This window comes from Arthrobacter sp. TJ-238 (assembly GCF_058269215.1).
Genome location: NZ_JBZCNH010000001.1, coordinates 1 through 13,956 on the forward strand (window position 1 = coordinate 1; position 13,956 = coordinate 13,956).

A 13,956-nucleotide genomic window follows, 5' to 3' on the forward strand; every position below is an offset into this window, starting at 1 on the left:
CCACACGGGGTGCGGCAACCAGCAAATTCAACCAATCAAAAAACAATCGGTATCAACAAACTTGGCACACTATTGAGTTCTCAAACAACAGGAGCTACCGGCACCAAACACGACCAAACCATCATGTCCTCGCTCCGAAGCAACTTCACAAGCTTACCCTTACTGCTTCCGTTCTCCAAATCGGCCGGTTCCCGCTTCCCCGATCCCCTGTTCCCACCCGTACGGGTAGGAAGGACTTCTCGGTTCTGTGGTTGTCGGCCGACCAGATAACTTCATCAGCGCGGATATAAACAGTAGCATCGCCCGCCCGTGGATGCAAAACAGCGGCGGACCCCGCTTCCGGGGTCCGCCGCTGTCGTGCCGGCCGATGTTCGGGCCGAGGTCCTGCCCGACGGGTCAGGAGGTGGCGGGCTTCAGGTAGAGCACCCCGAGAGGCGGTACGCGGACGTCGCCGTATGCGGGCTGCCCGTTGTGGGCGCCTTCCTTCGCGGTGATGGGGCCGGCGTTGCCCACACCCGATCCCCCGAACTCGGTGGAGTCGGTGTTCAGGACCTCGGTCCACTCCCCCGCCCAGGGCAGGCCCACGCGGAAACCTTCGTGCGGTCCGCCCGCGAAGTTGGCGATACACACCAGCGGGTTGCCCTGGTGGTCCCAGCGGATGAAGGACAGCGTGTTGTGCTCGCCGTCGTTCTCGTCGATCCACTGGAAGCCGGCGGGCTCGTTGTCCCGTGCGTAGAGCGCAGGGGTGTTCCGGTAGATCGAGTTGAGGGAACGGACGAGGTGCTGGACGCCCTGGTGCGAGGGCGTCTCGGTCAGCCACCAGTCGAGGCTGTGGTGCTCGGCCCACTCCGCTTCCTGGGCGAACTCCGACCCCATGAAGATGAGCTGCTTGCCGGGGTGCGCCCACTGGAAGGCGAGATAGGCCCGGACGTTGGCGAGCTGCTGCCACCGGTCGCCCGGCATCTTGCGCAGGAGCGATCCCTTGCCGTGGACCACCTCGTCATGGCTGATCGGCAGCATGAAGTTCTCGGTGTAGGCGTAGACCATCGAGAAGGTGGCCTTCCCGTGGTGGTGCACCCGGTTGATCGGGTCCTCGGAGATGTACTGGAGGGTGTCGTGCATCCAGCCCATGTTCCATTTGATGCCGAATCCGAGGCCGCCGCTGCTCGTGGGCCGGGTGACGCCGTCGAACGCCGTCGACTCCTCGGCGACCATGACGATGCCCGGGGCCCGCTTGTAGGCGGTGGCGTTGACCTCCTGCAGGAAGGAGATCGCCTCGAGGTTCTCGCGGCCGCCGAACTTGTTCGGACGCCACTGCCCTTCCTCCCGGGAGTAGTCCAGATAGAGCATCGACGCGACGGCGTCGACACGGAGTCCGTCGATGTGGAACTCCTCGAGCCAGTACAGCGCGTTCGCGACGAGGAAGTTGCGCACCTCGCGGCGCCCGAAGTCGAAGATCAGGGTGCCCCAGTCCTGGTGCTCGCCGAGGAACGGGTCCCCGTGCTCGTACAGCGTGCCGCCGTCGAACTTGGCCAGGGCCCAGGCGTCCTTCGGGAAGTGGGCCGGGACCCAGTCCATGAGCACGCCGATCCCGGCCTGGTGCAGCCGGTCGATCAGGTACTTGAAGTCGTCGGGCGAGCCGAACCGCGACGTCGGCGCGAAGTAGGACGTCACCTGGTAGCCCCACGAGCCACCGAACGGGTGCTCGGCGACGGGCATGAGCTCGACGTGCGTGAAGCCCTGCCAGGAGACGTACTCCACGAGCTGCTCGGCGAGTTCCCGGTAGCTCAGTCCCTGCCGCCACGAACCGAGGTGCACCTCGTAGACGCTCATGGGGCCGTTGTGGGGATCGCCGGCCGCGCGGGCCTGCATCCACTCGTCGTCCCCGAACACGTAGGTACTCTCTACGACCTTCGAGCCGGTGAGCGGCGGGATCTCGGTACCGCGTGCCATGGGATCGGCCTTCTCGCGCCACTGGCCGTCGCTGCCGAGGATGTGGAACTTGTAGCACGTGCCCACACCGGCGTCGGGGATGAAGATCTCCCAGATGCCCGAGCTGCCGAGGGCGCGCATGGCGTTGACGCTGCCGTCCCAGCCGTTGAAGTCACCCATGACCTGGACGGCCCGGGCGTTCGGGGCCCACACCGCGAAGGACACACCCTCGATGTCGCCGACTACGGACGAGTAGTGGCGGACGTGTGCGCCGAGCGCGGTCCACAGGGTCTCGTGCCGGCCCTCGCCGATGAGGTGCATGTCGATCTCGCCGAGTGTCGGCAGGAACCGGTAGGGGTCGTCGACGGTGATCGGATCACCCTCGTACGTCACCTCGAGCCGGTAGTCGGGGACGTGCCCGGGGTTCTCCGCCCTGACGGCACCGACCCAGATGCCGTTGTGCTCGTGCCGGAGTTCCGTGCGGCCGGATCCGGTGACGACGACGACGGACCGCGCGAGGCGGCGCAGCGTGCGGATGGTGACGACGTCGTCGTCACCGAGGTGCGCACCCAGCACGGCGTGGGGCTGGTGGTACACGCCCTCCGACACCTGGTGGAGGACGGACTGGTCGACGGCCACGGGCGTGAGGTCGGCGGCTCCGGTGGCGGCCGGCGCCGTCCCGGTCTGGCCGGAACCGGCGTCGCGGGCCTTGTCCGCGACCTCGGCGACGGCGCTCCTCGCCTTGTCCGTGGCGGCCTTCGCCGTCTCGGCAACGGTCTTGGCGGCCTTGGCGACGATGTTCGTCTGCCCGGCGCCCTGGTCGCGGTCGGCGTTCTTCGGAGGATTCATGTCAGCTGCTTTCGTTGCGTCCGCACCGGACGGCGCGCCCAAAGCGCGGCGCACGTCCCGTGCAGGCATCTCGACCCAGTCGGGCCTGTTGCGGATCTCGTAGACGACTTCGTACAGGGCCTTGTCCAGCCAGAGGGCACGGAAGAGCGGGCCGGAGGTGTCCACGGGCGCGCCGATCTCCTCCGCGTACCCCTCGAGGAAGGCCTCGCGGGCGGCATCGGACCACTGTTCGGTCGCTGTGGCGTCGGGCGAACCGAGCGGGGCGGCCCCGCGGGACGCGGCCGCGTACTCGAGCGAGCGGACCATCCCGACGACGTCGCGCACTGTCACATCGGGGACGCTGCGCTCGGCGGTGGGCCTGAGCGGCTCCCCCTCGAAGTCGATGACGAGCCACGTGCCGTCGGGGGCCTGCAGCACCTGTCCGAGGTGGAGGTCGGCGTGGATCCGCTGCAGGGGCGGGATCTCCTCGAGGTCCTCGATCTCGTGGATGATGCGGTCGACCTCGGCGCCGAGGTCGCCGACGACGTCGCCCGCCTCCTCCCACGCCCAGCGGATGCGCTGCGCGAGGGCCTCCTTGAACTCCCGCTCCTCGGCCTCGGTGGCCGTGCGGCTGCCGAAGGCGCCGTCGAGCTGCCGGTGGATGCGTGCCACCGCACGGCCGAGGCCCTGGGCCTCCGCCGTGAAGCCGGTGGCGGTGGACGCGGCGGACGAAGCCGTGCGCCAGGCGTCGGTGCTCCCCTCGACGAAGTCCCGCAGGACGCTGACGTGGCCCGTGACGTGGTGGCCGGGCTCGGCGTCCGTTGCCTGCCAGGTCCCCGTCACCCAGCCGAAGGTGTCGGGGGTGTCCGTGGATCCGCCGGCCGTGAGCTCGGCGCTGATCTGCACGTCGGGGCTCTCACCGGCGGCGAGCACCCGGAAGAACTTCACGATCATCGAGCCCGGACCGGACCCATGGACGACGGAGGTATTGGACTGCTCGCCCTGCAGCACCCTGACGGGTGGCACCGTGCCGGGCTCCTGACGCGCCGGCGCCTTGACGAGTTCGCCGACGAGGCGGCCGTCGGCCGTGGTCCCGCGGGTCAGGATGAAGTCGACCCAGAGGCGCACGAAGTCGGCGTCGTGGGTGGCATCGTACGCCCACCGCGCGCCGAGCTCCGGGTGGTCCACCTGGCCGATGAGTCCGGACGCGGCGCCGTCGAGCGGTGCCGTGCGATAGCTGATCGGCACGCTGACGACGTCGGTGCGCGTACCGGAGGTGACGGCCAGGAAGTGCACCTCGAAGCCGGCCTCGCCGGCCGGGTCCTCGAGGACCGTCCCGCCGACGACCGTCAGGTCCACCGACTCCCCCTTCACGGGGAACCACCGCTGCGACGGCAACCACCCGGTGAGGATCTCCGGGACGTAGGGCGTGTGGGTCGCCATTACCTGACCGCCTCCGGGATGGAGATGACGGGCATCGCCTCGGTGTGCGGCGACGCGGTGTTGGAGCTGGCCGAGCGGACACGCAGCCAGAAGAAGTCGTGGCTGCCGAGGGTCAGCGTGATCTCGCCGTCCTCCTCGAACGCCGGGAAGATGGCGCCGCCGAACAGATCGCGCAGGCCACGGCCGGCGAACTCGGGAAGGCGCATCTTCGCCGCGACGGGGTGCTGCGACAGGTTGAAGATGCAGAGCACCGATTCCGCGGGCTCGCCCTCGTTGTTGCCGTGCTCGACCTCGCGGAGGAAGGCCAGGACGTGCTCCGACTCCACCGGGACGTTCCGGTAGACGCCCAGCCCGAACGCCGGGTGCGCCTTGCGGACCGCGAGCATCTGCCGGACCCAGTGCAGCAGCGAGCTGGAGGTCGCCATCTGCGCCTCGACGTTGACGTGGTTGTAGTGGTACACCAGCGACTGCACGACCGGCAGGTACAGCTTGCCGGGATCCACGGGCGAGAAGCCGGCGTTGCGGTCCGGGTTCCACTGCATCGGGGTCCGCGACGCGTCACGGTCCTCGAGCCAGATGTTGTCTCCCATGCCGATCTCGTCCCCGTAGTAGAGGAACGGGCTGCCGGGCAGCGACAGCAGCAGCGCGTGGATCAGCTCCACCTCGGCGCGGGAGTTGTCGAGCAGCGGGGACAGCCGGCGGCGGATACCGACGTTCGCGCGCATGCGCGGATCGGGCGCGTACCACCCGAGCATCGCCTCCCGCTCCTCATTGGTGACCATCTCCAGCGTCAGCTCGTCGTGGTTGCGCAGGAACGTGCCCCACTGTGCGCCCGCGGGGATGTCAGGGGTCTCGGCCATCGTCTCGATGATGGGGGCGGCCTTCTGGTCACGCAGCGCGTAGAAGAGCCGCGGCATGATCGGGAAGTGGAAGCACATGTGGCACTCGGGCTCGTCCTCGCTGCCGAAGTACTCCACCACTTCGTCGGGCATCTGGTTCGCCTCGGCGATGATCACGCGGCCGGGGTAGTTCTCGTCCACCATCGCGCGGAGGCGCTTGAGGAACCCGTGCGTCTCCGGCAGGTTCTCGCAGTTGGTGCCCTCCTCCTCGAAGAGGTAGGGGATGGCGTCCGCCCGGAACCCGTCGATGCCCTGGTCCAGCCAGAACCGCACGACATCGAAGATGGCCTCCTGCACCTTGGGGTTCTCGAAGTTGAGATCCGGCTGGTGGCTGAAGAAGCGGTGCCAGAAGAACTGGCGGCGGACCGGGTCGAACGTCCAGTTCGACTCCTCCGTGTCCACGAAGATGATGCGCGCGTCCTCGTACTTCTCGTCCGTGTCGCTCCAGACGTAGAAGTCGCCGTAGGGACCCTCGGGGTCCCGCCGTGACTCCTGGAACCAGTGGTGCTGGTCCGAGGTGTGGTTCATGGGCAGGTCGATGATGACCCGGACGCCGCGCGCGTGGGCCTCGGCGACGAGCCGCTTGAAGTCGCCCAGGGAGCCGAACTCGTCGAGGACATCGTAGTAGTCGGAGATGTCGTACCCGCCGTCGCGCAGCGGCGACTTGAAGAACGGAGGAAGCCACAGGCAGTCCACGCCGAGCCACTGGAGGTAGTCCATCTTCTCGATGAGCCCCGAGAGGTCACCGGAGCCGTCCCCGTTCGCATCGGCGAAACCTCGGACCAGCGCCTCGTAGAAGACCGCCTTGCGGAACCAGTGGGGGTCGTGGGCCAGTCCAGGTGCGTTGAGCTGGAAGGGGTTGGGCACTAGTGCTGCCTCCTGATTGAGAGAATGTGGGCGGGTTCCACGTAGGGGTCGAGCCGCACGTAGTTGTGCTCGCCCCACGCGAAGGTCTGGCCCGTGACGAGGTCGTCCACGAGGAATGTACCGTTCCCGTCGAGGTCCGCGGCGTCGATCCCGAGCTTCGCGAGATCCAGCGACACGGTGCTCTCGCGCGTACTATGCGGGTCGACGTTGACGACGACGATGATGGTGTCCTTGCCCTCGGCCGTCTGCTTGTGCTTGGCGAAGACCACCGTGGAGGGATCGGTGCTGCTGTGGACGGTGAGGTTCTCGAGGTCTCCGAGCGCGGGATGCGCGCGGCGGATCGCGTTGAGCCGTGTGATGAAGGGGGCTAGCGAGCGGCCCTCCGCCTCGGCTGCGGCGTAGTCCCGGGGACGGTACTGGAACTTCTCGTTGTCGATGTACTCCTCGGCGCCAGGACGGGCGACGTGCTCGAACAGCTCGTACCCGGAGTAGACGCCCCACAGGGGGCTGGCCATGGACGCGAGCACGGCACGGATCTTGAATGCCGCCGGCCCGCCGTACTGGAGGTACTCGGTGAGGATGTCGGGCGTGTTCACGAAGAAGTTGGGGCGGAAGTAGGCCGGCGAGACCGAGCTGATCTCGGTGAAGTACTCCTCCAGCTCCGTCTTGGTGTTCCGCCACGTGAAGTACGAGTAGGACTGCTGGAACCCGGCGCGGCCGAGCGCATGCATCATCGGCGGGCGGGTGAACGCCTCCGCGAGGAAGATGACGTCGGGATGCTTCTTGTTCACGCGGGCGATCAGCCACTCCCAGAACTGCACCGGCTTGGTGTGCGGGTTGTCCACCCGGAAGATCTTCACGCCGTGCTGGATCCACAGGAGGACGATCCGCAGGATCTCCTTCGACAGCCCCTTCGGGTCGTTGTCGAAGTTGATGGGGTAGATGTCCTGGTACTTCTTCGGCGGGTTCTCCGCGTACGCGATCGATCCGTCCACGCGCGTGGTGAACCACTCGGGGTGCGTCTGGACCCAGGGGTGGTCCGGTGCGGCCTGCAGGGCGAGGTCCAGGGCCACCTCGAGGTCCAGCTCGCGGGCCCGGGCGACGAAGGCGTCGAAGTCCTCGAAGGTGCCGAGGTCCGGGTGGATGGCGTCGTGGCCGCCGTCGGCGGAGCCGATGGCCCAGGGCGAGCCGGGGTCGGCGGGGCCGGCCGTCAGCGTGTTGTTCGGTCCCTTGCGGTGCGTGCGGCCGATCGGGTGGATGGGCGGCAGGTACACGACGTCGAAGTTCATGGCCGCCACGGCGTCGAGCCGCTTGGCGGCCTCGCGGAAGGTGCCCGAGGTCCACTCCGCCGTCTCGGGGTTGTAGGTGGCTCCCTCGGAGCGGGGGAAGAACTCGTACCAGGCGGCGCGCCCGGCCAGTTCGCGCTCCACGTTGATGGGGTAGGCCTGCGAGGCGGTCACGAGCGAGCGGATGGGCCGGCGTGCGATGGCCTCGTGGATCTCGGGGGACAGACCCGCGGCGAGGCGCGTCTCGACGCTCTGTGCCGTGTCAGCCAGGACGTCGGCGGCACGGCGGAAGAGCGCGGCGTCGCGGGCGGTCCGCTCCCCTGCGGCCCGCGTGAAGAGTGCGGCCCCTTCGGCGAGCATCAGCTCGACGTCGACCCCCGCGGCGATCTTGATGGTGGCGTCGTGTTCCCACGTGCCGTAGACATCGGACCAGCCCTCGATGGTGAACGTGTGGACCCCCTTGGTCCGCGGCGTCAGGGTCCCGGCCCAGCGGTCGAGGCCGGATCCGACCGGCGTCATACGAACGCGCTGCACCTCCTTGCCACGGGGGTCGTAGAGGACGGCCGAGACGCCGAGCTGGTCGTGGCCCTCCCGGAAGACGGTCGCCCCCACGGCGATGTCCGAGCCCGGGATCCCCTTGGCGGGGAAGCGTCCGTCCTCGACGACGGGACTGACCGCCGTGATCGGGATGCGGCCGAAGCGCAGTCCCTCGGGATACGGGGCATTTCGGTTCTGCTCGGTAGGAGTGCTCACCTGCACGACGTTAGCGAGTAATGGGCCGAAATGCTAAGGGGGCTTCGCGTAACGTCAAGCCCGCTCCTGTATTACGCAAGCGTTTGCGCACCCGTCTCCCCTGCGCAGGGCAAGTGCGCTAGCGTAACCGGGGTGAAGGCCATCCGCAGATTTACCGTCAGAACCGTCCTCCCCGAGAGCATCGCCCCTCTGGGCAAGCTCGCAAGCAATCTGCGTTGGTCCTGGCACCTGCCGACCTCGCGCCTGTTCGAGGACATCGACCGCGCCGCCTGGGAGGAGAGCGGCCACGATCCGGTGTCCTTCCTGGGCTCCGTGACACGCGAGAAGCTGCAGCAGCTCGCCGCCGACGAGAAACTGGTGCAGCGCATCCAAGAACTCGGCGCCGACCTCGACAGCTACCTGACGGAACCGCGCTGGTACCAGGGCCTCGGCGAGGACGCGCCCCGCAGCATCGCCTACTTCTCCCCCGAGTACGGCATCAGCGCCGTCCTCCCGCAGTACTCCGGCGGCCTCGGCATCCTCGCCGGCGACCACCTGAAGTCCGCATCCGATCTCGGTGTCCCCCTGATCGGCGTGGGCCTGCTCTACCAGGCCGGCTACTTCAAGCAGTCCCTGTCCCGGGACGCCTGGCAGCAGGAGACCTACCCGGTCCTCGACCCCGACGGCCTGCCGCTGACCCTGCTCCGCGAGGAGGACGGCTCCGCCGCGATGGTGGTGCTGCCCCTGCCCAACGGACGGCAGCTCTCGGCGCACATCTGGCGTGCCGACGTCGGCCGTGTGCCCCTCCTGCTCCTCGACTCGAACGTCGCCGAGAACGACGACGCGGCGCGCAACGTCACCGACCGCCTCTACGGCGGCGGCGGGGACCAGCGCCTCCAGCAGGAACTGCTCCTCGGGATGGGCGGGGTGAAGGCCCTGCGCATCTTCCAGCGCCTCACCGGGACGCCGGCTCCCGAGGTCTTCCACACCAACGAGGGCCACGCCGGCTTCCTCGGGATCGAGCGCATCCGCGAACTCATGGACCCGTCCAACGAGTCGCCGATGAGCTGGGAGGAGGCGCTCACCGCGGGACGCGCGTCCACCGTGTTCACCACCCACACTCCGGTACCCGCCGGCATCGACCGCTTCGAGCGCTCCCAGATCGAGCACTTCTTCCACGCCGGCCTCGCGCCCGCCGTGCCCACCGACCGCGTCCTGGCCCTCGGCGCGGAGAACTACGCGGACGGCGACCCGACGAAGTTCAACATGGCCGTCATGGGCCTGCGCCTCGCGCAGCGTGCCAACGGCGTGGCGAAGCTGCACGGCGAGGTCTCGCGCGGCATGTTCTCCGGACTCTGGCCGGGGTTCGACGCCCGCGAGGTGCCCATCACGTCCGTGACCAACGGCGTGCACGTGCCGAGCTGGGTGGACCCGCAGATCGCGGACTTCGCCCTCGAGCACTTCGGCGCCGAATCCGTCCTCGACCCCCAGTGGGCCAAGGTCTACGACGTCCCGGACACGGACATCTGGGCCCTGCGCCGCAGCCTCCGCTCGAACCTCGTGGACGACGTGCGCCAGCGCCTGCGCTCCTCGTGGAAGAAGCGCGGCGCGGCCGACGCCGAACTGGCGTGGACCGACTCCGTACTGGATCCCGACGTCCTGACGATCGGTTTCGCGCGCCGCGTCCCGACGTACAAGCGCCTCACGCTCATGCTGCGTGACCCCGCCCGTCTCAAGGCGCTGCTGCTGCACCCGGAGCACCCCATCCAGCTGGTCATCGCCGGCAAGTCACACCCCGCCGACGAGCAGGGCAAGCGCATGATCCAGGACCTGGTCCGGTTCACGGACGACCCCGAGGTCCGCCACCGCATCGTCTTCCTGCCCAACTACGACATCGCCATGGCCCTCACGCTCTTCCCGGGCTGCGACGTGTGGCTGAACAACCCGCTGCGTCCGCTCGAGGCCTGCGGGACGTCCGGCATGAAGGCCGCGATCAACGGCGGTCTCAACCTCTCCGTCCTCGACGGCTGGTGGGACGAGATGTACGACGGCGACAACGGCTGGGCGATCCCGACCGCCAACAACGGTGCCTCCGCCGACGAGCGCGACGACATCGAGGCCGCGGCCCTGTACGACCTCCTCGAGACCCAGGTGGGCCCGCGCTTCTACTCGCTGGTCCCCGCCGAGGGTGCCGGTGCGGCCGGGCCGTCCGAGCCCTCGCGCGACGGCGTCCCGCACCAGTGGATCGCGATGATCAAGCACACCATGGCGACGCTCGGCCCGGCCGTGTCCGCCGAGCGCATGCTGCAGGACTATGTGGAGAAGCTGTACCGCCCGGCCTGGCGCTCCGGCCAGGAGGCCGCCGCCGACTCCTTCGCGCTCGCGAGGAGGACCGCCGCCTGGCGCTCCCGCGTGCAGGGCAGCTGGCCTGCGGTGCAGGTGGAACACGTCGATTCGACCGGCGTGTCCGAGAACCCGCAGATCGGTGATTCCCTGACCGTCAACGCGTACGTCTCCCTCGGGGGCCTCGACCCCGACGACGTCGCCGTGGAGGTCGCCTACGGGCGTGCCCTCGAGAGCGATGAGCTGAGCGATGTCACGGTCGACGACCTCGTCGTCGCCGAGAACCTGGGCAGCGGACGCTACCTCTTCACGGGCGGCGTCCGGATCGACCACTCCGGGTCCTTCGGCTACACAGTGCGGGTGCTGCCGAAGCACGCGACGCTGGCGACGAAGGCCGAACTGGGACTCATCGTCAACGCCTGATCTGCTGCGCCACCGTCGACGAAGCCCGGGACCTGATCGGTCCCGGGCTTCGTCGTTCCAGGGCTTCGTCGTCCCCGGCGGGTGTCCCTGATCCGCCGTCACCGCCTCAGCAGCGGTAGATGCGTACCGAGTCCGCTGCCACCGTGTCGCCGTCGCCCGAGAGCAGACGCAGCGTCCCGTCGACCGGACCGCGCGCCGCGGAGTCGAAGGTGGGGGTGAACCAGCGCGGCTGCTCCCCCTCGACGCCCTGGCCCTGCAGGATCCACGCCGAGGGCAGATGGATGCGGGTGTCCTCGAGCGAGCCGTTGATCACCACGAGTCCGTTGATGGTGCCGCCGGTCGAGCCGAGGAGGAGCTGCACGGTCCGCGTCCGCGGGTCGTTCCATTCCTGCGCGGTCATGGGCAGCCCGGCCGCGCTGAACCACACCAGCGTCGACTGGTCGCCGCGTGAGGGGAACGTGGGGGGCTGCCGCGCCAGGAAATCCTTCCGGATGGACAGCAGCGTGCGCGTGGTCTCGAACATGCGGCGTGACGCGGCGTCGTCGGGCCAGTGCACCCAGGTGAGTTCGTTGTCCTGGCAGTAGGCGTTGTTGTTGCCGTGCTGCGTACGCCCGAGCTCGTCGCCGGCCATCAGCATCGGTACGCCCAGCGAGATGAGCAGCGACGCCATGATGTTGCGTGCGCTCCGCTCGCGGCGGGCCAGGATGCCCTCGTCCTCCGTGCGTCCCTCGGCGCCGTGGTTGTAGCTGCGGTTGTCGTTGTGGCCGTCGCGGTTCTCCTCGCCGTTGGCCTCGTTGTGCTTGCGCTCGTACGCGGTGAGGTCCGCGAGCGTGAAGCCGTCGTGGGCGGTCACCAGATTGATCGAGGCCAGCGCGCTGCGGCCCGATGCCGCGAACAGCTCCGCCGATCCGGCCAGGGATCCGGCCAGGCGTCCCGGCGAGGAGCCCGTCCCTCCGCGCGAGATCGCGGCGATGTCGTGCAGCCAGAAGTCCCGCACCGTGTCGCGGAAGCCATCGTTCCAGTCCGCCCAGCCGATGGGGAACTGCCCGGTCCGCCAGCCGTCCGGCCCGAGGTCCCAGGGCTCGGCGATGAGCTTGGTCCCGCGCAGGGCTTCGGACGCCCTGACGGCCACGAGGAAGGGGTGTCGCTGCGTGAACACGTTGCGCTCGTCGCGGGCGAGGCTCACGGCGAGGTCGAACCGGAAGCCGTCGATCTTGAACTCCTCCACCCAGTAGCGCAGCGAATCGAGCGCGAACTCGACGACGCGGGGCTGGGAGAAATCGAGCGTGTTCCCGCACCCGGTGGTGTCGACGTACCGCCCGGTGGCGTCGTGCCGGTAGTAGTCGGCGTCCCCGAGTCCGCGCCAGCACAGTGCCGGGCGGTGCTGATCGCCTTCGGCGGTGTGGTTGTAGACGACGTCGAGGATCACCTCGAGGCCCGCCTCGTGGAGCGCGCGGACCATGCCCTTGAACTCGTCGAGGACGGCGGACGGCCCCGCGGCCCGGGCCTCCGCGGTGGCGTAGTCCGTGTGGGCCGCGAAGAAGCCGAGCGTGTTGTAGCCCCAGTAGTTGCCGAGGCCCAGGGGCTCGAGATGCGGTTCGTCGATGTGGAAGTGCACGGGGAGGAGCTGCACGGCGGTCACGCCGAGGTCGCGGAGGTGGGCGATCATGACCGGGTGGGCGAGGCCCGCGTAGGTCCCCCGGAGGCGCTCCGGCACGTCGGGGTGGAGCTTCGTGAGGCCCTTTACGTGCGCCTCATAGACGACGGTGTCACGCCACGGGGTCAGGGGCCGTTCGCTCGTGCCCCAGTCGAAGGTGTGCTCGAGGAACACCGAGTAGTAGGAGCGCGACGGTGTCTCCGCCGCCCCGGGGTCGAGAGGGATCGTCTCGATGGCCCGGGCGTACGGGTCGAGGAGCAACTGCGCCTCGCCCACGGCGCCCGGCAGGTCCTTGCCCGTGGGCCAGAACGCGTAGAGGGCACCGGGTGGGACCGGGCCCACCAGGCCGTGGTGGACGCCCCCGTCGAGCCCCACCAGGGTCTCCGACGTCCATGTGCCGTCCGCCCGGCGCCAGTGCACGTCCATCGAGGCGATGCCCGGCGCCCAGACCGCGGCATTGGCGTGGGCGTCCGTGCCCCACGCCCCCCGGGCGGGGTGGAGTCCGAGCGGGAACTCGCGGGAGGCGCGCGTCAGGGGTGCGGGGTTCGTCATGCGCGGGATCAGGCGGAGCGCTGGCGGGACACCTCGTAGAGCGTGATTCCCACCGCCATCGACGCGTTCAGCGACTCCATGGCGGAATCGATCGGGATGGACACGATCTGGTCGCAGTTCTCGCGGACGAGCCGGGAGAGGCCCTTGCCCTCGGAACCGACGACGATGCAGATGGGGTCGCGGCCGAGGGACAGTTCCGGCAGCGAGACGTCGCCGTCGCCGTCGAGCCCGAGGACGAAGATGCCCTTCTGCTTGAAGGCCTTGAGCGCGGCGTTGAGGTTGCCGACGCGGGCCACGGGTACGCGCACGGCGGCTCCGGCGCTGGTCTTCCACGCCGACGCCGTCACGCCCACCGAGCGGCGCTCGGGCACGATGACGCCGTGGCTGCTGAACGCCGAGGCGGAGCGGATGATCGCTCCCAGGTTGCGGGGGTCGGTGATGCCGTCCAGCGCCACGAAGAGCGGGGCGTTACCGATGTGTCCGCGCCGGAACCGCTCGATGGTCTCGTCCGCGAGGTCCAGTGCGTCCGCGTACTCGTACGGCGGGATCTGCAGCATGAGCCCCTGGTGCACGGCGCCGTCCGTCATGCGGTCCAGTTCGGGCTTGCCGGTCTCCATCACGGGGATGCCGCGTTCGGCGGCCATCTTCAGGGACTCCCGCACGCGGTCGTCCATCTCGATGCGGATGGCGACGTGGAGGGCTTTCGCCGGGATGCCGGCCCGGAGCGCCTCCACCACGGAGTTGCGGCCGGTGACGACCTCCTCGGCGGCCTTCCCACGGGTGCGGCCGGTGCCGGCGCCCTTGCCGCCGTCCCGCTTCGCTGCCGCACGCTCAGCGAGCTCCTTGCTCTTGTACGCCTTGTGGTACGGGCGGTCCTCCGCCTTCGGTGTGGGGCCCTTGCCCTCGAGCGACTTGCGCCCATGTCCGCCGGTGCCGATGGTGGGGCCCTTTTTCGTTTTGCGAACCGCGCCTGGACGTCCGTGACTGGCCATGG

The 13,956-nt window shown here is 69.0% G+C and carries 6 protein-coding genes; 1 reads left to right on the forward strand and 5 read right to left on the reverse strand.

Translation table 11 applies throughout. The annotated features are described in order from the left end of the window. Positions 1-396 precede the first annotated feature (396 nt). The 3 genes from glgB to AC4D2O_RS00015 are packed head-to-tail and all read right to left on the reverse strand — an operon-like array spanning position 397 to position 8,008. Complete coding sequence (gene glgB / locus AC4D2O_RS00005) at positions 397-4,203, reverse strand: 1,4-alpha-glucan branching protein GlgB (RefSeq protein ID WP_490904390.1); 3,807 nt, start codon at positions 4,201-4,203, stop codon at positions 397-399. Beyond that, on the reverse strand, positions 4,203-5,969 hold the full coding sequence (gene treS / locus AC4D2O_RS00010; protein ID WP_490904391.1) for a maltose alpha-D-glucosyltransferase: 1,767 nt from the start codon (positions 5,967-5,969) through the stop codon (positions 4,203-4,205). The genes glgB and treS overlap by 1 nt, the downstream gene beginning before the upstream one ends. Further along, positions 5,969-8,008, reverse strand: coding sequence for an alpha-1,4-glucan--maltose-1-phosphate maltosyltransferase (locus tag AC4D2O_RS00015; RefSeq protein WP_490904392.1), 2,040 nt, complete (start codon positions 8,006-8,008; stop codon positions 5,969-5,971). The genes treS and AC4D2O_RS00015 overlap by 1 nt, the downstream gene beginning before the upstream one ends. A 132-nt stretch (positions 8,009-8,140) precedes the next feature. Between AC4D2O_RS00015 and glgP the strand changes: the two genes are divergently transcribed. Beyond that, positions 8,141-10,753 carry an alpha-glucan family phosphorylase gene (gene glgP, locus AC4D2O_RS00020; RefSeq protein WP_490904393.1) on the forward strand — a complete coding sequence of 871 codons (2,613 nt, stop codon included), beginning with the start codon at positions 8,141-8,143 and terminating at the stop codon, positions 10,751-10,753. Between the two features lie 106 nt (positions 10,754-10,859). On the opposite strand, the gene glgX is transcribed toward glgP, so the two are convergent. Then, the gene (gene glgX, locus AC4D2O_RS00025; protein ID WP_490904394.1) at positions 10,860-12,962 is read right to left on the reverse strand and encodes a glycogen debranching protein GlgX; all 2,103 of its coding nucleotides are present in this window, start codon (positions 12,960-12,962) and stop codon (positions 10,860-10,862) included. Positions 12,963-12,970: 8 nt separating this feature from the next. Beyond that, a complete protein-coding gene (gene rlmB / locus AC4D2O_RS00030; protein ID WP_490904395.1) occupies positions 12,971-13,954 on the reverse strand; it encodes a 23S rRNA (guanosine(2251)-2'-O)-methyltransferase RlmB in 984 nt (327 codons plus the stop codon). Positions 13,955-13,956: the final 2 nt, after the last annotated feature.